Annotated in this window: 18 protein-coding genes; 11 read left to right on the top strand and 7 right to left on the bottom strand. The window is 57.4% G+C overall.

Annotated elements, in window-relative coordinates:
• Positions 1-279 precede the first annotated feature (279 nt).
• From OUO13_RS04735 to OUO13_RS04725, 3 genes are all read right to left on the bottom strand, one after another.
• A complete protein-coding gene (locus tag OUO13_RS04735; RefSeq protein ID WP_283172704.1) occupies positions 280-1,809 on the bottom strand; it encodes an FMN-binding glutamate synthase family protein in 1,530 nt (509 codons plus the stop codon).
• Between the two features lie 202 nt (positions 1,810-2,011).
• A complete protein-coding gene (locus OUO13_RS04730; RefSeq protein ID WP_283172703.1) occupies positions 2,012-2,335 on the bottom strand; it encodes a hypothetical protein in 324 nt (107 codons plus the stop codon).
• 191 nt (positions 2,336-2,526) lie between these two features.
• Positions 2,527-3,462: a TIGR01777 family oxidoreductase gene (locus OUO13_RS04725; protein ID WP_283172702.1), complete on the bottom strand. Its 936-nt coding sequence runs from the start codon at positions 3,460-3,462 to the stop codon at positions 2,527-2,529.
• 109 nt (positions 3,463-3,571) lie between these two features.
• Between OUO13_RS04725 and OUO13_RS04720 the strand changes: the two genes are divergently transcribed.
• The 11 genes from OUO13_RS04720 (at position 3,572) to OUO13_RS04670 (ending at position 14,920) form a co-directional block, all read left to right on the top strand.
• Entirely contained in the window at positions 3,572-4,585 is a 1,014-nt protein-coding gene (locus tag OUO13_RS04720; RefSeq protein WP_283172701.1) for an NAD(P)/FAD-dependent oxidoreductase, read from the top strand.
• On the top strand, positions 4,582-5,046 hold the full coding sequence (locus tag OUO13_RS04715) for a sirohydrochlorin chelatase (RefSeq protein ID WP_283172700.1): 465 nt from the start codon (positions 4,582-4,584) through the stop codon (positions 5,044-5,046). The genes OUO13_RS04720 and OUO13_RS04715 overlap by 4 nt, the downstream gene beginning before the upstream one ends.
• 609 nt (positions 5,047-5,655) lie before the next feature.
• Positions 5,656-6,639: a YbgA family protein gene (locus OUO13_RS04710; RefSeq protein WP_283172699.1), complete on the top strand. Its 984-nt coding sequence runs from the start codon at positions 5,656-5,658 to the stop codon at positions 6,637-6,639.
• Positions 6,629-7,570, top strand: a complete 942-nt coding sequence (locus OUO13_RS04705) for a MerR family transcriptional regulator (protein WP_283172698.1) — start codon at positions 6,629-6,631, stop codon at positions 7,568-7,570. The genes OUO13_RS04710 and OUO13_RS04705 overlap by 11 nt, the downstream gene beginning before the upstream one ends.
• On the top strand, positions 7,563-9,017 hold the full coding sequence (gene phrB / locus OUO13_RS04700) for a deoxyribodipyrimidine photo-lyase (RefSeq protein ID WP_283172697.1): 1,455 nt from the start codon (positions 7,563-7,565) through the stop codon (positions 9,015-9,017). The genes OUO13_RS04705 and phrB overlap by 8 nt, the downstream gene beginning before the upstream one ends.
• Positions 9,018-9,050: 33 nt before the next feature.
• The gene (locus tag OUO13_RS04695) at positions 9,051-9,482 is read left to right on the top strand and encodes a nuclear transport factor 2 family protein (protein WP_283172696.1); all 432 of its coding nucleotides are present in this window, start codon (positions 9,051-9,053) and stop codon (positions 9,480-9,482) included.
• Positions 9,479-10,285: an SDR family NAD(P)-dependent oxidoreductase gene (locus tag OUO13_RS04690; protein ID WP_283172695.1), complete on the top strand. Its 807-nt coding sequence runs from the start codon at positions 9,479-9,481 to the stop codon at positions 10,283-10,285. The genes OUO13_RS04695 and OUO13_RS04690 overlap by 4 nt, the downstream gene beginning before the upstream one ends.
• Positions 10,282-11,595, top strand: a complete 1,314-nt coding sequence (locus OUO13_RS04685) for an NAD(P)/FAD-dependent oxidoreductase (RefSeq protein WP_283172694.1) — start codon at positions 10,282-10,284, stop codon at positions 11,593-11,595. Before OUO13_RS04690 ends, OUO13_RS04685 begins: the two co-directional genes overlap by 4 nt.
• Complete coding sequence (locus OUO13_RS04680) at positions 11,592-12,515, top strand: DUF1365 domain-containing protein (protein WP_283172693.1); 924 nt, start codon at positions 11,592-11,594, stop codon at positions 12,513-12,515. The genes OUO13_RS04685 and OUO13_RS04680 overlap by 4 nt, the downstream gene beginning before the upstream one ends.
• On the top strand, positions 12,496-13,752 hold the full coding sequence (locus tag OUO13_RS04675; RefSeq protein ID WP_283172692.1) for an SAM-dependent methyltransferase: 1,257 nt from the start codon (positions 12,496-12,498) through the stop codon (positions 13,750-13,752). Before OUO13_RS04680 ends, OUO13_RS04675 begins: the two co-directional genes overlap by 20 nt.
• A 205-nt stretch (positions 13,753-13,957) precedes the next feature.
• Entirely contained in the window at positions 13,958-14,920 is a 963-nt protein-coding gene (locus OUO13_RS04670; protein WP_283172691.1) for a LysR family transcriptional regulator, read from the top strand.
• Positions 14,921-14,979: 59 nt separating this feature from the next.
• On the opposite strand, the gene OUO13_RS04665 is transcribed toward OUO13_RS04670, so the two are convergent.
• The 4 genes from OUO13_RS04665 to OUO13_RS04650 all read right to left on the bottom strand — a co-directional run bounded on the left by OUO13_RS04665 (position 14,980) and on the right by OUO13_RS04650 (position 23,179).
• A complete protein-coding gene (locus tag OUO13_RS04665; protein WP_283172690.1) occupies positions 14,980-16,152 on the bottom strand; it encodes a response regulator in 1,173 nt (390 codons plus the stop codon).
• A 117-nt stretch (positions 16,153-16,269) separates the two neighbouring features.
• Positions 16,270-18,759: a LuxR C-terminal-related transcriptional regulator gene (locus OUO13_RS04660; protein ID WP_283172689.1), complete on the bottom strand. Its 2,490-nt coding sequence runs from the start codon at positions 18,757-18,759 to the stop codon at positions 16,270-16,272.
• Positions 18,760-19,084: 325 nt separating this feature from the next.
• Positions 19,085-19,402 (bottom strand): Grx4 family monothiol glutaredoxin, encoded by a 318-nt coding sequence (gene grxD / locus OUO13_RS04655; protein WP_283172688.1) that lies wholly within the window; start codon positions 19,400-19,402, stop codon positions 19,085-19,087.
• 96 nt (positions 19,403-19,498) lie between these two features.
• Entirely contained in the window at positions 19,499-23,179 is a 3,681-nt protein-coding gene (locus tag OUO13_RS04650) for a hydantoinase B/oxoprolinase family protein (protein WP_283172687.1), read from the bottom strand.
• Between the last annotated feature and the right edge of the window lie 43 nt (positions 23,180-23,222).

Here is a 23,222-nt window from a genome sequence, read left to right as displayed (position 1 = left end):
TGCCCCGCAAGGCCCGTTGGCACAAGGACGTGCCATCGGGCCGGGGTCGAACAGCCGTTGTCGGTGAAAACCGGAGAAACGAGCCCAGCCGGGCAAAAGCAGGGGGAGGCCCGCCCGGCCGGGGGGACAAGGTCCCCCAAGAGGGCAAGCAACGTAGCAAGTTAACAAGCAGAGTAGCCGCCAGATCCGATCGCGGCCCGGCCAGCCGTCGGACGTCGGACGTCGGACGTCGGACGAACAGCAGCCACTACACCATCGCAGCCAGCAGCAAAGCTGCCGTTATTCGTACGCCCGCATCTCGGCCGCAGCCGGATGGAACGATTGGGTACCGTATAACTCCGACAACAACGGCACCTGACCGTCCGGCTGCACCATACGAGCATGGCGACGTTGCAACTTGCGAGGCTCATCCACACCACAGGAGTGCGCAATCACACCCACTTCCTGCACCAGAGTCTGGACAAAATGAAACACCCGTTCGGCCTTATCCTGTGGCACCAGACCCGCCTGCAAATGACGATCATGCGTGGTGATACCGGTCGGGCAGGTATTCTTGTTGCACTGCAGGGCCTGAATACAGCCGAGCGCAAACATGAAACCACGAGCGGTATTCACAAAGTCGGCGCCAACACACAACGCCCAGGCCACCCGGTCCGGGGTGATCAGTTTGCCGGAAGCAATCACACGAATACGTGGACGCAGATGGAACTCATCAAGAACGTCCACCAGCATCGGCAATGATTGGGTCAACGGCAGACCCATGTAATCCATCAGTGGCTGCGGGGCTGCACCGGTGCCCCCTTCCGCGCCGTCGAGAGTAATAAAGTCCGGGGCACACTGACGACCACGCTGATGAATGGCGCGGCAAAGATCACGAATCCAATCAATATCCCCCAATACCGCCTTGAAGCCGGTTGGTTTGCCGGTAACGGAGCGCACCCGTTCGATCATGTCGAGCAGGTCATCCACCGAGCGGATTTCCGGATGACCGTTAGGGCTGATGGAATCTTCCCAGATCGGAATATGGCGAATGGCGGCGATTTCGGCATTTACCTTGTTGGCAGGCAGAATGCCCCCTTTGCCCGGCTTGGCGCCCTGGCTCAGTTTGATCTCGAACATTTTTACCTGTTCGTGGGCGGCAATGGCGCGCAGCTTGTCATCATCGAGCTGGCCACGTTCATCCCGCACACCGTACTTGGCAGTACCAATCTGGAAAATCACATCACAGCCACCCTCCAGATGGTACGGCGACAAACCGCCCTCACCGGTGTTTAACCAGCAGCCAGCCTTGCGAGCACCATTCGAAAGCGCGCGAATTGCCGGTTGCGACAGCGCACCAAACGACATACCGGAGATATTCACCAGCGAGGAAGTGGTGTATGGCATCCGGCAGTGTTCACCAATGGTCAGTGGGCCGGATTCAGCAAAATCCTGTTTGAGTGCCGGGAAAGGACTGTTCACAAACAGTACGGTGCCCGGTACATCGAGACGACGGGTGGAACCAAAGGCAACCGTGGTGCTTTCTTTTTTGGCGGCACGATACACCCAGGCACGTTCGGCACGGTTAAACGGCATTTCCTCGCGATCCATGGCAAAAAAGTACTGCCGGAAAAACTCTCCCATGTGTTCGAAGAAATAGCGGAAACGGCCAATCACCGGGAAGTTGCGGCGTACCGTGTGTTGGGTCTGGTGAATATCCACCCAGTAGGCATAGGCCAGCCAGCCCAATACTCCAACGGTCAGGGTTCCCAATAAACCGATCAGAATCAGCACGCCCCAGGCGGCCAGGGTAAAAACCTCGTTAGTCACTCCACACTCCGGTGTCTTGTTTGCTCATCAGGCCGCCAGCCTAACCGCAGGGAAGAAGTGAGAGAAGTCTTTACGGGCAGACCAGACTGTTTCTGTGAACAACTGGCCTGTTTCGGGAACTGCAGGCAGGAGAAAGTAACAGCAGGCAAACAAGCAGGCATAAAAAAGCCCGGCAGCGCCGGGCTGACAGGAATCCTCACTGTCAGGCAGTCGGAGTAATGTTCTTCACGGTACGAGCGGTGAAGTAGGCAAAATTGCCTTCAAGATCTCCAACCTCAACACGATTCGGAGACAACGGCGAACTCTTCAGAGTTGCGATGTACAGGCCACGGCAAGACACCAGATTACGGTCGATGTCATTAAACAGTGGCTGGGTAAATACAAAGGTGCGGCGTTCGTGGCCACGTTCCAGAGTCAGAATCAACTGAGCGTCGGTCAGATCACTGGCACGGGAAAAATTCACGTAACTGATCCGGTATCCGGAGTCGAATTCATACAGATAGTGTTCAAGTGTCTGACGGCTCATGATGTGCCCTACGTAAAATGGGTCTCGTTAACCTAGGTTTAGTTCCCTGCCGCTTACCTTGCAAACACAAGTAACAGAAAACTACAGTTTCCAGTTACCCGTCAGAAACCTGTGATCCCTTTATAACAGAATTACAGAAGGTGCAGGTTAGTCAGCCGATGTTGGCGTCAAACCCACACCTCTAACAGTTGTCAGGCTGCATGTGCTTCGTGTTGGCGTTCCAGAGCCAGATTACCGAGTGCCGAATCAATCTGGCGGAACTGCCACTCAAACCCGGCTTGTTTGAGTACTACAGGAGCCACCCGCTGACCATCCAGCAGCAGTGTACTCATTTCCCCGAACAGCAGTTTCACCATCGGAGTTGGCATCGGCAACAACGCCAGACGTCCCAGAGCGGCTGCCAGGCTGTGAGTGAAATCAGTATTCGTCACCGGTTCGGGTGCCGTCATGTTCACCACACCACTGAGTGGCAACTGGCCATCCAGCAGGCCGTGAATCGCACGGCAGTAATCGTCGATATGAATCCACGCCAGATATTGGCTGCCATCACCAATCTGGCCGCCCATACCCATCCGGAACGGCAACCAAAGGCGTTTCATCATGCCGCCTTCAGCACCCAGCACAACGCCGGTACGGGCGATCACCAGTCGTTTGCAGTAAGCCGTCAGAGGTTGAGCTGCCAGCTCCCAGTCACGGCACAAACGGGCGGCAAAATCACGACCGTTGTCACTCTGTTCATCCAGCCAGACCTCGCCCGCCTTACCGTGTTTGCCACCGTAATAACCAATCGCCGAACCACTCACCACCACCTCGAAGTGCTGATGGGTACGTTTGGCCCAGGCCACCAGATCTTCGGTGAGAGCAATACGACTGGCGCGCAGAATCGCTTTGCGCTCTTCGCTCCAGCGTTGGTCAGCAATGCCTTCACCGGCCAGATTCACGACCCAGTCGAAGCGACCTTCCAGTTCGTTGAAATCATCCACCGCGGTAATGCCCGGCCAGCGTTGACGTACTTTGCCCGGCTGTCGGGTCAGAACCGAGATGTCATGGCCGACCAGACGCCAGGCCGACACCAGACGGGAGCCAATAAACCCACTGCCCCCCGTAATCAGAATTCGTTTGCCCATGATTGTTTACCTCGCATGGTTTGGCTGTCATTTATTATACAACACCTATACATAGTATCTGGCAATGCTAAACTACAAAACCTGTACAAAGTTATGTGGCGGAAACAAGATGGCCCGTATTGCAATTATAGGTGCCGGAATGGCGGCGCTCGGCGCACTGGCGGTTTTTAATCACCACGGCCATCAGGTCGAACTGTTTGAAAAAAGCCGCGGCACGGGTGGGCGTATGGCCAGCAAGCGTGGTCAATCGGCCAGCTGGGACATGGGTGCCCAGTTTATGAAGGCCAATACTCCGGCGTTTGCAGCTATCCTCGCCGATTGGCACCAGCAGGGGCTGATCGAACCCTGGAAGATCACTCCCTGGCTGATTGATGAGGACGATGCCCGGCCATCACCGGACGACGACATTCGTTATGTCGCCGTACCACGTATGACAGCCCTCAGTCGCACCCTGGCCGAAAAAGCCAGCGCCTTGCACACCTCTACCCGTATCACTGCCCTGCACCGACATGACCAGCACTGGACGCTGGAAAGTGAAACCGGCGACCTCTTTGATGGCTTTGATGCGGTGGTGGTCACGACTCCGCCAGCACAGGCTGAACCATTTGTCCGTAATTCGGTCAATCTGCAACAGGCCTGCCTGCAAAGTAGTATGCTGCCTTGCTGGGCATTATTGCTGGCTTTTGACGAGCCGCTGGCGACGCCGTTTGACGCCGCATTTGTACACACAGGTGCTATCAGCTGGCTGGCGCGTAATAACAGCAAACCCGGCCGGGATAGCGGTGAAACCTGGGTGGTGCTGGCCAACCATGAATGGAGCCAGAACTGCATCGACCACACCCGTCCGTGGGTTGAACAACAGCTGCTGCAAGCGTTCTGGAATACCACCGGACTGGATGCCCTCAAGGCGCGCGAATCCTGGCTGCACCGCTGGTTATACGCCTTCCCGGACAACAGTGCTGATACCAGGGGGTATCAGCTCGACCCGCAGCAAAAACTGGTGCTGTGCGGCGACTGGCTGCAATCGGCCAGTATCGAAGGTGCCTGGCTCAGTGGTCAGGCAGCTGCAACTGCGCTGCAAGCGCAGTTGTCCAATTCTCGCGTGACGGGGGCGAACGCATGACCGGCTTTTCCTCCTTGTACGACCATTCCGGTTCCCTGACGCCGGTCTCGGAGAACCATTCGGAAGGAGGTGACAAGATGAACAAGAAAAACCTCAAGGCGACCATTCTGTTGGCCCACGGCAGCAGTGATCCACACTGGTTAAAACCCTTTGATGAACTGCTGTCGCAGATTCGCAGCAGCCTGCAAGCGGATGGCAATCGCGTTGATCTGGCCTATATGGAACTGGCCGAGCCGTCGCTGGAAAACCAGGTCGCACTGCTGGCCGAAGCAGGTTATACCCACATCGATGTGCTGCCGCTGTTTTTTGCCGCCGGCCGCCATTTGCGTATCGATGTTCCGTTGCAGATCGAGGAGCTGCAAAAAGAGCATCTGATCCAACTGACCCTGCTGGCGCCAGTAGGACTGGAACCGGAAGTCGCACGCGCCATTGCCGAAGTAGTGATACGTCAGGTGATCTGATACGCCTGGCTCCACGTGATACAAAGCCTGTCATCGACAGGCTTTGTATCCGCCGTCAGGACAACACCCCGCTCCGCACGGTCGGCCTGCTTTGTCCTGCCTGGTGGGTATTTCGTCAGCGTCTATTTCCCGCTACTTCTCGTAACTTCCCTTATACCTCCAGCGCCTGCTCCTCTGTACCACACCAGAACCACACCTGTACAACCCCTTAATGCTGATCAGTTAAGGACTGTTCAAACAGCCTGATCATTGATTTCCGAATGTGCCCAGCGCAGCTGGCTGCCCAATGCCCATCTGGGCGAGCCGGAATTCACCGCAACGGCCGACCCGGCCGGGGGACAAGGTCCCACAAGAGGGCAAGCGGTAGAGCCAATTAACAAGCCGAACAAATCCTGACCATCCGATGCGGTAACGAAGTGTAAGAATGCCGACGGATGCTTAACTGATCGGAATTAGTGCACCCCCGCTGTTTTGCACACTGCCAGCAGGTTTTGGGCGGTTGATCCGGTCAAGCTGTACAAATTATCGTTTCCTGTACAAGAATACTTGACCAAACCTATACAAGAAGCCATGCTAAAACCTATACAAAACAGGCAAGGGTTATACATCATGGCCAACACCGAGACTTCCTCTTCTGTCCGCATCCCGGTTGGAATCAGCAGCTGCCTGCTGGGTGAACCGGTGCGTTTTAATGGCTCGCACAAGCGCTCACGCTTCTGCACCGATACCTTGTCGCGTTATTTCGAATTCACCTCCGTCTGCCCGGAAATGGGTATTGGCATGCCGGTTCCACGGCCCCCCATCCGCTTGGTCAGCCAGAATGCCAATGACCCCGAAGTTCGGGCGCTGGGTACTGACAACCCGGATCTGGATGTCACCATTCCACTGCGCGACTACGCCCATCAGCAAGCCGCCCGCCTCGACCAGCTGTGCGGTTACATCTTTATGCAAAAAAGCCCAAGCTGTGGCCTGTTCGGCGTGAAGCGATATCTGGCCAATGGCCATCCGGAAGGTGCTACCGGTGGAGTGTTTGCCACCGAGCTGCAACGCCTGTTGCCACTGGTGCCTATGGAAGAAGCCGGACGCCTGAACGACGACACCCTGCGCGAAAACTTTATGGTGCGGGTATTCACCCTGCACGACTGGCGTCAGTTCCGGTCCCAGCCGCTCACCGCCAACGGCCTGATCAACTTCCACTCTCGCTACAAATATCTGGTGATGGCCCACAGCGTGGCCCAATACAAAACCATCGGGCGTTTGCTGGCCGACCTGCGCAGCCGGGCGCTGGAAGACATCGCTGATGATTACATCCTGGCGCTGATGACCGCTCTGGCCAAACCCGCCAGCCGCAAAAGCCACACCAACACCCTGCAACACCTGCAAGGTTACCTGCGCCATCACCTCGACAGCGGTGACCGTGAAGAACTGACCGAGCTGATCGGCCAATACCGTCAGGGCATTGTGCCGTTGATTGTGCCGCTGACCCTGCTCAAGCATCACCTCGCCCACAGCCAGGATGTGAGTGTATATGCCCGCAATCAGGTGTATCTGAACCCGCATCCTTATGAGCTGGGCCTGCGTAATGCGATCTGAACAGGACGAGCCAGTCAGCTGGCCCGACGGCACCTACCCGATCCGCGAATTCGCGCGGCTGTCCGGGGTTAACCCGGCCACCCTGCGGGCCTGGGAACGTCGTTATGGCATCGTCAAACCCTTGCGTACTCCCAAGGGCCATCGCTTTTACAACGACCAGCATCTGCAGGATGTACGGCGAATTCTGTACTGGCTGGAACAGGGCTATCCGGTGCGTCAGGTACAGCTGCTGTTGAATCAGCCGTCCAGTAACCAGACAACCAGTGAACGCACAGACGTCTGGAGTGAACAGCAATTGCTGGTTGTCAGCAGTGTTGAACAGTTTGAGCTGGGCGTACTCGACCAGAGCCTCAACGACGGTTTTTCCCATTATCCGGTGGCGATCTATTACGAGCGGGCACTGCTGCCCGCCCTTGAACAGCTGCGCGGGCACAGTCATGGCCGCTTGCTCGCCAGCCTGTTGGAAAGCCGCCTGATCCAGCGCCTGCAAGTGCTGATGCATCAGCAACAGCGCCATGCATCCGGCCCACGGCTGTTACTGAGCAGCAATTGCCGCAGTGCCACGCTTGATCTGCTGATCCGTGCCTGTGCCATTGGTGCCGCCGGGCTCCGGGTCGAGCTGCTCGACACCAGCCTGCCCGCCAGTGATGTGCGTCTGGCCGCTGATGCCTTGCAGGCCAGCCATTTGTGGCTGCACTGGCAACCCGCTACCGACAGCCAGCATCAGGAATGGCAGGCACTGGTCAGCAGCCCGCGTTCATTCTGGCTCAGTGGCTGCCAGAGTTTTGTCATTTATGACCTGCCAGACCTTAACGACCTGCGTCGCCTGCCACTGCAGCAGCAGATCCAGAGCTATATTCTTGATTACGGACGTGGTGGAGAAGTCGCTGCGCCGTGGTCGATTACCCACGAGGTGAATGACCATGACTGAACCGGTACTGATGTGGTTTCGCACAGACCTGCGAATTCACGATAACCCTGCCCTGCACGCAGCTGCCCAACAGGGGCGTCCGGTGGTGGCCATCGTGTTTGAAACCCACCACCAGTGGGCCCGCCATGGCATTGGCCCGCGCAAGATCAATCTGATGCGGGCTGCCATGGCATCACTGCACGACAGCCTGGCAGCGCGCAATATTCCCCTGTTGATTGAAACCGTCGCCGACTTTGAAGCCAGCCGTCAGCGGATCGCACACTGGTTACAGGCGCTAGGTGCCCGTCAGCTGTTTTTCAACAATGAATACGAAGTGAATGAACGTCGGCGCGACATCATGGTATGTCGTGACGCCGCGGCGCAGGGCGTCGACGTGCAACGCTTCCACGACCAGTGCCTGTTGGCTCCCGGTTCCGTCAACAACAAGGCCGGTTTGCCATTCCGGGTGTACACCCCATTCCGCAAGGCGTGGATGGCCGATGCCGGTCCAGCGCTAACTGCTCCACTGCCTGCTCCGGCAGTTCAGGCTCCGTTTGAATGGCCGGACCATCTGTTGATGCCGGTATCCAGCGTGGCAGAACCGAACGTTGATCCACTCTGGTCGGCCTCCGAGGATGACGCCCACCAGCAGCTGCAGGAATTTATCGACGAACGCGCCCGCCAGTACCATCAGGAACGCGACTTCCCGGGCCTCGACAGCACCAGTCGCCTGTCGGTGCCGCTGTCATTGGGGCTGTTGTCTCCGCGTCAGTGTCTGTACGCCGCGGTGCGATTTAACGACGGTCGTCTGGATGGTGGCCGCTCCGGTTTCCAGACCTGGATTAACGAACTGGTGTGGCGTGAGTTCTACCGCCATCTGCTGGTTGCCTTCCCGGAATTGTGCAAACACCGCGCCTTCAAGCCAGAAACCGAGGTTATCCGCTGGCGTCATGCCCCCGACGAATTTGCCGCCTGGTGCGAAGGCCGCACCGGTTACCCGATTGTCGATGCGGCCCAGCAACAACTGTTGCAGGAAGGCTGGATGCACAACCGCTTGCGCATGATCAGTGCCATGTTCCTGACCAAACACCTGCTGATCGACTGGCGTCAGGGTGAGGCCTTTTTTAACCAGTATCTGCTCGACGCCGACCTTGCTTCCAACAACGGCGGCTGGCAGTGGAGTGCCTCCACCGGAGCCGATGGTGCACCCTGGTTCCGGATTTTTAATCCACTGCTGCAGAGCCGCAAGTTTGACGCTACCGGTGAGTTTATCGCCCGTTTTGTACCGGCTCTGGCGAGCCTGCCTCCCGACAGCCGCCATGAACCAGACGGCCTGCAGCGTCGTCGTTGTGGGTATCCCACTGCGATTGTTGAGCATTCGTTTGGACGCCAGCGTGCCCTGGATGCGTTTGGGGTACTGGGTAAACCGGTCACCGACCCGGCCGCCCATCCCGAATTACCACTCTGAGCCCACACAGGGCCCGCCAACAGGAGCACAGAGATGAGCCATGAACGGATACAACGCGTTCAGCATCTGTACCAGCATCTGGATCGCGACAGCCTTAGCCAGCCGTTGCTGGCCATGGTGTACGACCAGCAGATCCTGTTCTCGGACCCGCTGCATCAGGTGCATGGCCTGCCAGAGTTGCATCGCTATTTTGAACGACTCTATCGGTCGGTAGATGGCATCCGCTTTGAGTACGGCGACGCCATCAGCAATCAGAACCGCGACTTTTTGCCCTGGCAAATGCATTACCGTCACCCGCGCATTGGTGGCGGACGCTGGATTACCGTCGAAGGCGGCACCGTGCTGGAATGGAACCATCATCGGGTGATTCGCCACCAGGACCTGTTTGATGCAGGCCAGATGCTGTACCAGCACTTGCCCGTGATGGGCACCGCCATCCGCTGGTTACGGAAGCGTCTGGCATGAAGCGCCTCATCAACCGGCTGCGAGGCCGCCACTACCCGTTAACCGGCCAGATTATCTGGCTGACCGGTGCCAGCTCCGGCATAGGCGCGGCGCTGGTGCCGGTATTGGCAGCGCAGTGCCGACATCTGGTGATCAGCGCCCGCGATATATCCAGCCTGATGCCCATCGCTGAGCAGTATGCCAACGTCAGTGCCATGCCCGCCGATGTTACCGATCCACAATCGCTGGCATTGGTCGCGCACCATATTGACGAGGTTTTTGGTTATATAGATACCCTGATTGCCAACGCCGGCACCTGTGAGTATCTGGACGTTGGCCAGTTTGATGCGGCTCTGGTCCGCAGGGTCATGCACACCAACTTTGATGGACTGGTGAATACGGTGGCTGCCGCCCTGCCCCTGCTGCGTGCCAGTCAGCGCGGTTATCTGGTTGCGGTATCCAGCAGTGTGACCTGGCTGCCGTTACCACGCGCCGAAGCCTACGGCGCCAGCAAGGCGGCCGTGGATTACTTCGCAAAATCCCTGCGACTGGATCTGGCCCAGGAAGGTATTGATGTCAGCCTGGTGGCACCCGGTTTTGTCAAAACGCCACTCACCGACCGCAACCACTTCGCCATGCCCATGCGGATCAGCGCCGAACAGGCCGCTCAGGCCATCGTGGCGGGCATGCAGCAACACCAGCACAGCATTCATTTTCCCAAAGGTTTTACCCGAATACTGCGATTACTGGGGGCGCTCCCCGATTGCCTGCAGTGGCCACTCCTGAAGCTGTTTACCCGTTCGCAAAGGAAACCCCGAGCATGACCGGCACTCATTCCGACCCACAACGCCTGCACGACCCTCGACCACGGATTGCCATCGTTGGCAGCGGTATTTCCGGTCTGACCTGCGCCTGGCTGTTACGCCAGCGTTACCGGGTTGAGCTGTTTGAAGCCAATCAGGAACCCGGAGGCCACACCCAGACCACCGCTGTTGAATGGCAAGGTGTGAGTTATCCGGTCAACACCGGGTTTATTGTGTACAACGATCGCACCTACCCGCTGTTTATCCGCTTGCTGGAATTACTGGGCGTGGAAACCCGAGCTTCTGATATGGGGTTCAGCGTGAAATGCGAGCAGACCGGGCTGGAGTACAACGGTCAGGGGCTGGATCGCCTGTTTGCCCAGCGCCGCAACCTGTTGAGCCCAACGTTCTGGAGCATGATTCGGGACATCCTGCGGTTTAACCGCGAAGCCACGGCCGACGTTGAGCAAAATCGTCTCGACCCACACGAAACCCTCGGCCACTACCTACAACGCGGTGGTTACGGAGAGGCTTTCCGGCGTTATTACATTATTCCGATGGGCGCAGCGATCTGGTCAGCGGGTTGTGACGGGATGCTGGATTTTCCGGCGGCGTTTTTCCTGCGCTTTTTTAACAACCACGGCCTGCTGAGTCTGAAAAACCGCCCACAATGGCGAGTCATCGAAGGTGGTTCCCGCACTTACGTGGATACCCTGCTGGCGCAGTTACCTGAGAGCAGCGTGCATCTGGATACACCGGTGCTGCGGATTCATCGCCATAACAGTGCAGTAGAGCTGGAAGTACAAACGACCGACGGTGTTGCCCTGCGCACGTTTGATCAGGTAATTCTGGCCTGTCACAGCGATCAGGCGCTGGCCCTGCTGGCCGAACCGTCGGCTGATGAACAACGCCTGTTGGGTGCCATTCCCTATCAGGGCAACGACGTGGTGTTACACACCGACGAATCACTGTTACCACGCCGACGCAAGGTCTGGGCAGCCTGGAATTATCATCTCGACGACCAGCAACAGCAGACCGCCGCCGTTACCTACTACATGAATCGTTTGCAGGGGTTTGATGAAAACGTCGGGCCGTTCTGCGTCACCCTCAACCGCAGCCATGCCATTCATCCAGACAAGATCATCCGCCGTTTCCGTTACGACCACCCGGTGTTCACGCTGGAAGGTATGGCCGCCCAGCAACAGCACTACCTGATCAGCGGTGCCCGCCACACCCATTATTGTGGCGCCTACTGGTTTAACGGTTTTCATGAAGACGGTGTCCGCAGTGCGGTACGAGTTTGTGAGGCGCTGGGAGTGAGCATGCCATGAGCCTGTTCGAGCGCTCAGGCCAACCCGAAGCAGCGGGCATTCAGCACAGCGCAATTTACGAAGGCTGGGTGCGGCATCGGCGTTTTGCCGTTACCCGCCATGAGTTCCGTTACCCGCTGTACATGATGTTGCTGGATCTGGACGAAATAGAACGAGTGTTAGCCTTGCATCCGCTTTGGGGGAAATCACGCTGGGCGCTGTCTGGTTTTCACAGTGCCGACTATTTTCTGGGAGACACCAGCCTGCCACAGCTGCGCCAACGGCTGTTGCTGAAGTTTCAGCAAGCGGGTTTGCCAGCCTGTCGGGTCAGTGTGCTGACCAACTTGCGTGGGCTCGGTGTGGTGATGAATCCGCTCAGTTGTTATTTCGGTTTTGACCAGCAGGGCCAGTGTGTGGGCATGTTGGCTGAAGTCACCAACACCCCGTGGGGAGAACGTCATCATTACTGGCTTTCGACCCGGCTCGACGCAACCGCTGCAGACCAGGGCACTCAATCGGATATCCATTACCCCGCAGAGGTGCGTCAGCATCGCGCGGGTGATCCGAAGTTCTGTTTTGAGTTCAGCAAAGCCTTCCATGTATCGCCATTCAACCCGATGGATATGAGCTACCAGTGGTTGCTGAATTGCCCGCAAGAATTGCCCAACCACCAGCTGATCAGCCATCTGGCGCTTCAACGTCAGGGCCAGCCTGCATTTGATGCCACCCTGTGCTTGCAGCGTCAGCTCATCAGCCGCAGAAGCCTCGGACGGCTATTGTGGCGTTATCCACTGCAAAGCCTGCAAGTCGCTATCGGTATTTACTGGCAAGCCGCCCGTCTGTGGTGGCGGGGTGCCCGTTTTCACAAACATCCTGGCCATCGGCCAGAGCCGCAATCCTTCACCATCCGGGAGACTCATGATGAAATCCATCACTCTTGAAGCACCTCGTGGCAGCTGGCTGGAACGTGTATGCCGCCAACAGGTGTTAAAACGCCTGCAGCAAATTCGCAACGGCCGCCTGGTGATTCACGAAGATGGCCATCACTACGTGTGTGGTGAAGCCAATGCCGAGCTGCAGGCTGAGGTGTATATCCACGATCCTGAAGCCTGGCGCAGCATGGCACTGAATGGCGGGCTGGGTGCGGGTGAAGCCTACATGACCGGCGACTGGAGCAGCCCCGACCTGCCAGCGGTGATCCGCGTATTCAGCCGCAATCAGCAGGTGCTGCAAGGCATTGATAACGGCATCGCCAGAGTCGCGCGGCTGTTGTTACGGGGGGTTGCCTGGCAACAACGCAATACCGAGAAGGGGTCTCGCCGCAATATTGCCGCCCATTACGACCTCGGCAATGACATGTTCGAGCTGTTTCTCGACCCAACCCTGATGTATTCCAGTGCCATGTTCCCGCAGCCGGAAAGCAGCCTCGAACAGGCGTCAGTCTACAAACTCGACCGTATCTGCCAGAAGCTGCAACTGAGCGCGGATGATCACCTGCTGGAAATCGGCAGTGGCTGGGGCAGCATGGCCATTCACGCCGCCCGCGAGTATGGCTGCCGGGTCACTACCACCACGATTTCGCGCCAGCAGTACGAACTGGCGGCCGAACGGATTCGTGCGGCCGGGCTGGAAGACCTTATCACCCTGCTGCAAGAGGACTACCGCAACCTGCAAGGGCGCTTCGACAAACTGGTGTCCATCGAAATGGTAGAAGCGGTTGGTCATCAGTATCTGCCGCGTTACTTCAACTGTTTCCGCCAGCTTCTGAAGCCGGACGGGCTGGCGCTGATTCAGGCCATTACCATTCAGGACCAGCATTACAACCGCGCCCTGCGTAATGTCGACTTCATCAAACGCTACATTTTTCCGGGCGGCTTCCTGCCCAGTCTCACCGTGTTACAGAGCGCCATGACCGCCGCCTCCGATCTGCGCACCATTCATCTTGAAGACTTTGGTCCTCATTACGCCCAGACCCTGCGTCACTGGCGCGCGGCTTTTATGGCCAAACGCGAACAGCTGCAAACCATGGGATACAACGACACCTTTATCCGCATGTGGGACTACTACTTTGCCTACTGTGAAGGCGGTTTTGACGAACGGGTGATCAGTGTTGTGCAACTGCTGATGGCGCGGCCGGGCAATCGTGATCAAGCGCTGATAACACCAATCGGGCACTGATTCGTGTATCAAAGCCCTGTGACCCGTCGCACCACAATAGAACAAACCGAGGTCGTATTCAGGCGAGAAATTGGCTACAAAATCAGCACTAGATATCACCAAAACAACAATGGGATTAAAATTTGTTTGACTGTTCCAATAATTATGGCAACTTAACGAGGTTGATTACGCTTGGCCACGGCCAGGATTTTTGTGGAGGCACCCGATGCAGATAGGCAAACGAGAAGAATTCGACCTGAACGAGATGGCGATTTTTGTTCACGTAGTAGAAGCAGGCAGCTTCACCGGCGCCGCCAAAAATCTGGGCCTGCCCAAGTCGACTGTCAGTCGCAAGATTACCCAGCTGGAAGAACGTCTGGGTGTGCGCCTGATTCAGCGTACTACTCGCAGTCTGCGTCTGACCGATACCGGTAACGCCTACTACAGCCACTGCTCCCGTATCCTCAGTGAAATCGAGGAAGCCAACATTGCTGTGACCCAGATGCAAACCACTCCGACCGGTACCCTGCGTATTACCGCGCCGGTTCTGTTTGGTTCTACCGTGCTGGCAAGCCTGGTCGCCGAATTTATGGAAGAGCATCCACAGCTGACCATTGATCTGGTGTTGTCCGATCAACTGCTGGATCTGGTGCAGGAAGGTATCGACGTGGCATTCCGTATCGGCCAGCTGGAAGATTCCTCGCTGATTGGTCGTTACCTGGGGGATGTGGGTGTACTGCTGTGCGCCAGCCCGGAATACCTGCAACGATTTGGTACTCCGGAACATCCGGATGACCTCAGCAACCACCGTCTGATCAGCGCGTCACGCTGGGTGCAGTGGAACATGACAGGTCCGGACAAAGAGGAAATTGCCGTTCAGGTGAAGCCAAAACTGCAGGCCAACGACTTTGCATCCCTGTATGCACTGGCGCTGTCCGGTGCCGGTATCACACCACTGCCAGCCCTGATTGCGGCTCCGGCGATTCATTCCGGCAACCTGGTACCACTGTGCTGTGAATACCCGTTCGAGGCCAGCCCGATTCACGCGCTGTACCCGAGCAACCGTCACCTGTCCGCCAAGGTACGCAGCTTTGTTGATTTTGTGATCGACAGCATTCGTCCGAATCCTCCATGGGAAGTGGAGCTGCCAAAAGCTGCAGCACCTGCCAAAAGCACCGCCAAAGCCTGAGCACCGCCAAAGCCTGAGCACCGCCAAAGCCTGAGCAGCGCCTAAGCTTAAGCAGAGCCTCAGCGACTGAGCATCTGGGTGAGCGACGCCAACTCGTTGGCGTCGACACCGTTGCCGGTAAACAGCTTGTCGACCCGCTGTAAAAACTGGCTCAACCCTTCATCAACCCGCACGCCGTCATTAAAAACACGGGTTGTTTCGCTGATACCTCTTTCCATAATGTCCTGAATCGCGCGCTCCTGGTATTCATCCAGCCCCAAAAACTGCACGCTGTGTTCAACCCCTTCAGCCATACCCTCCACAATCATGGCGATGTTGCGCATCACCGCCTGATAGGACTCATCGGTACTCGCTACCACTGCCCGCATCTGTGCTGCCATGCGTGATACCAGCATGCGCTCCAGCTCCAGTGATTTGAGGTTATCCAGCGCCTGTACCCGTGCATCCGCGCCTTGTAGCAGTGAAAACACGTTGTCCTTGATGGCACCGTATTTTTTCGGATCGTCGAGCGGCATGTTTTTCACCAGCAGTGACACACAGCCGTAATTCATAATGGAGCGCCGACCAAAATCGACGTAACGGCCCTTGTTGCGGCACTCCATCAACAACGCTGATTCAAGATCCTTGGCCATACCGTTGGCTTCCATATTCTTGGCACCGTAACGGCTGCGCATTTGCAGGCTGCAGGAAATGCCATAACTCTGCAGCGCCTGAAACAGCCGCATCCCCAGTACATCAAGGTTGTCACACTGATTTACATCCAGCAGAAACTGGACGTTTACCCCCAGATCAGAGGTGTCGGACATGGCGATAAACGCCATTTCGTTGGCTTGGCGCAGCTGTAACTTGAGCTGATCGTTGGCGATCTTGTTAAACAGCACCCGCTCAAGGCGCGCCTTTAATTCGTCGAGATCGCTGTAGGCCAGATAATCATCACAGCCCGCTTCATAGGCACTCATGCGGTGTGGCAGCGTCTGATCATCCGCCACGGCAATCAGCGGAATCTCGGCCGTTTCCGGCTGCTCACGCAGTTCACGACAGGCCTGGATTCCAGCCTCTGCGCCGAGGCTGGCAACATCCAGAAGGATAAATTTGGGTGTCAGCGCGGTGACCATGGAAGCCACCGATGCGACAGAGTCTGCGACTGACAGCTGATACCGATCCCCCAATAACTCCTCAAGTGCTGTCACAGCCACATGGGTGATCACCAGTGCGTTGTACCTGTTAGCCATATCTTGCATCCAGTTTGCATTGCTAACCTTCAGGTTTAGTCGACGAATCCGGTCGCTGCCAGTCGTTTTCGTCGGCAATGACCGCTGCTACGCCAATCGATGATACGGGTCAGGAAATCAGAGTAATAACATCTCCCGGGCACGATGAATGGCCTGGGTACGATTACGAACCCCCAGTTTGGCATTGATACGACGGGCATGGCTTTTGACGGTATGCAGGGAAATAAACAGCTGGCGGGCGATCTCCTCGTTGGACAGCCCTTCTGCAATCTTGCGCAACACGTCGTGCTCACGGTCGCTCAACTGTACTCGGGTCAAAGGCGTACGCCCGTCATCGTCGGCAACAATCACCGGCGCATGAATTTCCGGCACCCAGAAGGCAAACACCTCGGGCATCTGCAAACGCTGCAGCTGCTGTTGTACTTGTGCAAACAGCGCCAGACTCTCGTCATCCTGCTGACAACCACGCAAGGCGGCAGCGCGAATCAGCTGTACCAGCAGCATGATCACCGGGCTTGAATGGCAACGCAGCCACTCATCCACTTCCTGCAGGCATTGCTCGTATTCACCTGCCAGCAAGAACAGACGGGCACGGGTAGCGGCAGCGAAGTCCGGCAACATAGGAAACACATCCGCGCGTGGCAGTTGCTGCACACTCTGGCCTTGCAAAAGGTCGTCGAGGCAATCGTGTGCACGCAGAAAGTTGCCATTGGTAAGCCAAACGTTGGCTTTTACCAACACCAGCCAGCGATAACTGTCACGATCTACGCCCCATTGCTGCATCAGGCGTTCGGCCTCATCCAGAATATCCAGCCCCTGCCGCCAATGGCCACGTGCGGCAGCCTGCATGGCCTGTAATCCGAAGCCATAACACACCAGCACGTCGCTGTGACGCTGACTGCAGTGAATTCCCTGCAGCAGGATTGTGTCGAGTTCACTGGAAGTGTCGCCTGCAACCCAGCCCAGAAACACCCGATACAACTGCAAACGCCCCATGGCCATACTGTCTTCCAGCCCATTCAGCTGGCAGCACTGCAGCCCACGTTCCACCAGTTCCAGGGCTTGGGGTAACAATCCACGGTGCAACTCAACACGAGCCAGATCAAACAGCGCCAGCGCTTCCAGCGCCGGTTTGTCGAACTCGCGGGCGACCTCGAGACTTTGCTGGCTCCAGCGCCGCGAGGCATCCAGATCGTTCTCGCCCAGCGCCAGATAAGCCATGCTGTTGGCCATCAGGAAACGTACGCTGGCACGCCGCTCCGGCAGATGCTGCCAGGCGCGACGGCACATTTTGATAGCACTGCGTTGCTGACCCCGCAGGCGGGCCAGATAGCCGTGTAATGCCAGCAACTCGGTTTCTTTCAGATACTGACGTTGCTGCAGTTGGCGCAGCATGGGTTCAGCCCGCCGTGGTCGCCAGGTCAACAACCAGGCCCAGCAGGCAATTTGCATCAGACGCGGAGAACAGCCGAGCAGCTCATCTCCGGCCATTTCACACCAGCGCACCAGTCCGGAAAAATCGAGACTGGCGAGGATATTTTCCGCATGAGCTTCAACCCAGGGCGCCAGTGTTTCCAGCTCGTTACTCAAACGAGCGTGCTGCAAGGCTTTGACTGGCTGCCCTTGCTGGCTGTACCAGCGGAATGCACTCTGGTTCCAGTCACAACGCTCCACTTCCGAACTCATGCCGGTCAGCAACCACTGGAAGGCAGCAACCAGGCGGTAATGATCATGACGCCAGACCAACAGCCCCTGCTGCTGAAGTTGCTGCAGCAGCGGGGCCACATCGGTCCCCAGCATTGACGACAACGCCGCTTCCGGTAAACGCGGCAACGCCGCCATCAGCCGTAACAGGCGGCCGCTCTGCGGCGCCAACTCACATTCGATTTCACCACGCCAGTAATCTTCCAGCGCCGGGCGCGCCAGTTCCGGACCAAACGCCACACCGCCCTGGCCATGACGCCCCGCAGCCCGATAACAGCCAAGCCAGATCGTCAACGCGGCTGGCCAGCCAGCAAACGCCGAGGCCAGCGAATCAAGCGCCACCGTATCAAGCTCAATCTCCTGCAGCAGAAACCAACGGCTGGTGTCTGCGGCACTGAAACAACCCGCTTCAAGTCCGGCAAATTGCCAGTCGGGTAACAGCTGCCACTTGCCAAGCGGTGCTGGTGCCTCACGCCCGGCCAGGAGTAATCGCAGATTGCGCGGGCGCTGATTCACCAGCGTTTGCACAAACTGCCAACTGGCGCTGTCACGCAGGTGCTGGATATCGTCGATACAGATCAGTACCGGTAATTCCTGAGCTGCCACCGCCACCAGCCACTCTTGCAGACTGACCAGAGGGTCCGCCGCTTGCAGGCCGCTATCCTCAGGCTGACCGTTGGCACGTGCCAGCATTTCCAGCAGTTGCAGCGGGCCTGCGTGACCACTCTGCAATGGCAACCATAAGGGCGGGCTGGCATGACGTTGATGCCAGCTGGCAATGGCTCGTAACAGAAATTGGGTCTTGCCAGCCCCGCCAGGGGCGAGAAACAGGCAGCAGGTATGATCATCGGCATGATCAAGCAACGCAGGATCAACCGAAGGGCTACGAGGAGGCGGCGCCACTGGCCGTAAAACAGCGAAAGACGGTCGTGAACTGTTTGTCACTTCCGGCAGACTGATACCGTCGAAAGGTAACACCAACAAACCCCGAACATTCAGAAAACATCTGATCATTATGATCAGATTGCATTTACGACAGCAAACCCGGCCGAGGTCCGAGGCTGATATGGGTCATGATGGGCCACCAAAACCGGTCGCCTGTGCCTGAATGGCCGTTACGGTCATGCCGTGTGCATGTGTAATCGATGGCGAGCCGAGGCCCAATGTCTGTCAATCAGGCTCCCGGAAAACACAAAGGCCACCCGAAGGTGGCCTTTGCTGAATCGCATTACTGCTGACCAGCGCTTTCCAGCAGTGGCTTCAGTTCACCCTTGGCGAACATTTCAGTCACGATGTCACAACCGCCTACCAGCTCACCGTTTACCCACAGTTGTGGGAAGGTTGGCCAGTTGGCATAAATTGGCAGGTTGGCACGAATTTCAGGGTTGGACAGGATGTCGACATAAGCGAACTTCTGACCACATTCCATCACCGCCTGCACAGTACGGGCAGAGAAACCGCACATTGGCTGGTTAGGAGAACCTTTCATGTACAGCAGGATAGGGTTCTGTTCAATCTGGTTCTTGATAGTTTCCATGATGTCCATGACAACAACTCTCACATTGGTGAATTTGTATCAGGGTATCACAACTTCTGGCCACTCCAGTAGCCTCCAGCGACACCCTGAAAACCGTAAAAACCCTTACAAATCGCGGGGTTCAGTCCCCCAACCACCACCACCCGGAGTATGAATGGCAAACACATCACCCGCCTTCATTTCGACCCGGGCACAACCGCCCAGCCACTCGATACGTGGTGCCTGTCCAGGCTGCTGCCGCATAACAAAGTTATGCCCCGGACGCCCTTCACCACCACCGGCCAGACCAAAGGTCGCTACCTGTCGATGACCGCTGATAATGTTGGCGGTCATGTCTTCACGGAAGCGGATATGCCGCTCAACACCGTTGCCACCGGCAAACACACCTTCACCGCCAGAGCCATGACGAATATGGAATCGCTCCAGTACAACCGGGAAACGCTGTTCCAGTACTTCGGGGTCGGTCAGACGCGAGTTGGTCATATGGGTATGCACCGCACTGGCACCAACCCCTAATGCACAGGCGCCGGCGCCACCACACAGGGTTTCATAGTACTGATGACGCTGGTTGCCAAACGTGAAGTTGTTGTTGGTGCCCTGACAGCCCGCCATCAGCTCCAGTGCGCCCATCAGGCAATCGACCAGGTACTGGGCAGTTTCCACGTTGCCGGACACAACGGCAGCCGGATATTGCGGTGCAATAATGGACGCTTCCGGCACCCGAATATCCAGCGCACGCAGGAACCCGGCATTCAGCGGTACCGCTCGTGCCACCAGCACTCGGAAGCTGTACAACACCGCTGCTTTGACTACCGAGGTGGGCGCATTAAAATTCCCCGGATGCATGGTGTGGCCACGTTCCGGATTACCAAACCAACCAGTGCCGGTGAAATCAATCAGAGCCTTTCGGTTGTGCTGGTCCACATCGATACGGACACAGAAGCGCGTACCGTCATCCATATCGTAACGGAACGAGCCAGACGGCAACTGCTGCAAGCAGTCACGCAGACTCTGCTCCGCATTGGCCTGCACCTGTTGCATGGCGGTTTGCACACCGTCCACTCCGTAACGCTGGCACAAACGCTCCAGCTCACGGGCACCGGCTTCACACGCCGCCAGCTGGGCCTTGAGGTCGGCAATATTTTGCTGCGGATTACGCGCAGGCCATTCGGCATCGGTCAGCACCTGCAACAGGGCGTCAGTCTGAAATTCCCCGGCGCGCACCAGCACCAGGTTATCCAACATTACCCCTTCTTCATCAATGCTGTGACTGTTGGCCGGCATCGAGCCCGGTGTGATACCACCAATATCGGCATGATGACCGCGAGCGGCCACAAAAAAGTCAGGGCGTCCCGCGTGTGAACCCGCAATAAACACCGGTTTCACCACGGTCACATCCGGCAAGTGAGTGCCTCCTTTATAAGGAGTGTTCAGCACAAAGGCATCACCGGCACTCATGTGCGGATGCTCGGCCATCACCACCTGCACACTTTCACTCATGGAGCCCAGATGCACCGGAATATGGGGCGCATTGGCCACCAGCTCACCGTGCTGGTCAAACAGGGCGCACGAGAAATCGAGGCGCTCCTTGATATTGACGCTCGATGCGGTTTTCTCCAGCACCAGCCCCATCTGTTCGGCCAGAGCCATAAACAGGTTATTGAAGATTTCCAGCTGCATCGGGTCGAGGCCATGATCGGCGAGATCCGGCTGGGCCGAGTCGGAATCCTCTGCACTTTCAGGCAAACGTTCCAGCACCAGCGCTGCCGATGGCAAACGCCGACACATCCAGCCCGGCTCTACCACAATGGTGCTGTTGGCTTCGGTCAGTAACAACGGCCCAACCGCCCGGAAGTGCTCCGGTAATTGTTCACGCGCCCAAACTGGCACCGAACGCCACTGCCCTTTCATATACATTTCCACCACACCACGCGAGGCATCAGACCCAGCACTTTCCGGCGGACGCACCTGTAATGGATAACCGCTGCGAACCAGCTCCAGCTGCAGGGCATCCACATGCAGCGCCAGCTGCGGCTGAATAAATCCGAATAACTGCCGGTGTTGCTGTTCAAACTCTGCCTGCATGGTGGAAATATCGGCCAGATTCACCAGCAAACGGGTGTCACTGCCGGTGTAGCGCAACCAGACCCGCACAATCCGGCTGATTTCGGCATCATCCGTCGCTGATGGTTGCCACTCACTGCGAAACCACAACCTCTGTTCAATTGCCTCATTAAAGTCGGTGGCAAGACTGGCCAACGGAGCATCAATCCCCTCTTCGCCCAACCAGCGTTCATCCGCCAGACCAATTCCATAGGCCGACAACACGCCAGCCAGCGGATGCAGATACACCTGCTGCATACCCAGCGACTCCGCCACCAGACAGGCATGCTGGGCACCGGCACCACCAAACGCGTTAAGGACGTAATCCCGTACGTCGTAACCACGCTGTACGGAAATCTTGCGAGCGGCCGACGCCATGTTGTCGACAGCCACCGTGAGGAAACCCTCAGCCAGGCTTTCCGCCGTCCATTGACGACCGCTGGCCTCGGATACCGCACTGGCCAGCTCAGCAAATTGCTGGCGAACACCCTCAAGGTCGAGCGGCAGATTGGCCTCAGGGCCAAAAATCGCCGGGAAAAACTGCGGCTGGATTTTGCCGAGCAGGAGGTTGCAGTCGGTGACGGTTAACGGACCACCGTGGCGATAGGCAGCCGGCCCCGGATAGGCACCAGCGGATTCCGGCCCAGCCTGCAGGCGACCATCGGCAAACCGCACAATCGAACCACCACCGGCAGCGACGGTGTGGATATTCATCATCGGCACACGCAGGCGCACACCGGCAATCAGGGTTTCGTTTTCCCGCTCCAGTTCACCGGCAAAATGGCTGACATCGGTGGAAGTTCCGCCCATATCAAAACCGAGAATCTGCTCAAAGCCGTCGGCGCGAGCGGTATTCACCATCCCCACCACACCACCTGCGGGGCCGGACAATACTGCGTCCTTGCCCTGAAAACGGCTGGCATCGGCAAGGCCGCCGTTAGACTGCATAAACCGCAGACTGGCTTCGACGCCGAGTTCATCCAACGCCTTGCGGACCCCCGCAACGTAACGAGCCAGCACCGGCGTCAGATAGGCATCCGCTACGGTAGTACTGCCACGCGGCACCAGTTTGATCAAAGGGCTGACTTCATGAGAAAGGGAAATACGCTCAAACCCGAACTGACGCGCCAGCTCACCAATTTGCTTCTCATGTTGCGGATAACGCCAGCTGTGCATCAGCGCCACGGCAATAGCCGTAAAGCCAGCGGCACGCGCTTCCTGCAGTTGCAAACAGACAGCTTCACGATCCAGCGGCATATCCACCGTACCATCGGCCAGCACTCGTTCCGGTACTTCCAGCACCAGATCGTAAAGGGGCGCACACTGCTCGATTTGCAGGGCAAAAATATCCGGGCGGGTTTGATAACCGATTTGCAGCTGATCCCGCAGACCATGGCTGATCAACAAGGCAACCGGTTCACCTTTGCGTTCCAGCAGGGCGTTGGTGGCCACCGTGGTGCCCATCTGTAATTGCAGGGGTTGATCATTACGGCCGTTTTCGTCCAGCAGCTGGCGAATACCCGCCATGGCGGCGTCGTCGTAATGTCCGGGATTTTCCGACAAGAGCTTGCGGGTCAGCAGGCGACCATCCGGGTGAACGGCGACGATGTCGGTGAAGGTGCCCCCGCGATCCACCCAGAAACGCCAGGCGGTGCGGGGTTGTGCAGAAGATTGGTCAGTCATGTCAGATCCCGGATCAGTCAGAGCATTGCCACGGAGGGCGTCT

It is taken from the genome of Parathalassolituus penaei, from assembly GCF_026626885.1.
Taxonomy (GTDB): domain Bacteria; phylum Pseudomonadota; class Gammaproteobacteria; order Pseudomonadales; family Oceanobacteraceae; genus Oceanobacter; species Oceanobacter penaei.
Note: the sequence above shows the minus strand (reverse complement) of the source record. Positions and strands in the feature narration are given on the sequence as shown.

Coding starts and splice junctions, on each gene's coding strand:
- OUO13_RS04705 (WP_283172698.1), top strand. CDS start 6,629: ATGCGATCTGAACAGGACGAGCCAGTCAGCTGGCCCGACGGCACCTAC.
- OUO13_RS04670 (WP_283172691.1), top strand. CDS start 13,958: ATGCAGATAGGCAAACGAGAAGAATTCGACCTGAACGAGATGGCGATT.
- OUO13_RS04720 (WP_283172701.1), top strand. CDS start 3,572: ATGGCCCGTATTGCAATTATAGGTGCCGGAATGGCGGCGCTCGGCGCA.
- OUO13_RS04680 (WP_283172693.1), top strand. CDS start 11,592: ATGAGCCTGTTCGAGCGCTCAGGCCAACCCGAAGCAGCGGGCATTCAG.
- OUO13_RS04730 (WP_283172703.1), bottom strand. CDS start 2,335: ATGAGCCGTCAGACACTTGAACACTATCTGTATGAATTCGACTCCGGA.
- OUO13_RS04715 (WP_283172700.1), top strand. CDS start 4,582: ATGACCGGCTTTTCCTCCTTGTACGACCATTCCGGTTCCCTGACGCCG.
- OUO13_RS04650 (WP_283172687.1), bottom strand. CDS start 23,179: ATGACTGACCAATCTTCTGCACAACCCCGCACCGCCTGGCGTTTCTGG.
- OUO13_RS04695 (WP_283172696.1), top strand. CDS start 9,051: ATGAGCCATGAACGGATACAACGCGTTCAGCATCTGTACCAGCATCTG.
- OUO13_RS04710 (WP_283172699.1), top strand. CDS start 5,656: ATGGCCAACACCGAGACTTCCTCTTCTGTCCGCATCCCGGTTGGAATC.
- OUO13_RS04675 (WP_283172692.1), top strand. CDS start 12,496: ATGAAATCCATCACTCTTGAAGCACCTCGTGGCAGCTGGCTGGAACGT.
- OUO13_RS04690 (WP_283172695.1), top strand. CDS start 9,479: ATGAAGCGCCTCATCAACCGGCTGCGAGGCCGCCACTACCCGTTAACC.
- phrB (WP_283172697.1), top strand. CDS start 7,563: ATGACTGAACCGGTACTGATGTGGTTTCGCACAGACCTGCGAATTCAC.
- grxD (WP_283172688.1), bottom strand. CDS start 19,402: ATGGACATCATGGAAACTATCAAGAACCAGATTGAACAGAACCCTATC.
- OUO13_RS04685 (WP_283172694.1), top strand. CDS start 10,282: ATGACCGGCACTCATTCCGACCCACAACGCCTGCACGACCCTCGACCA.
- OUO13_RS04725 (WP_283172702.1), bottom strand. CDS start 3,462: ATGGGCAAACGAATTCTGATTACGGGGGGCAGTGGGTTTATTGGCTCC.
- OUO13_RS04665 (WP_283172690.1), bottom strand. CDS start 16,152: ATGGCTAACAGGTACAACGCACTGGTGATCACCCATGTGGCTGTGACA.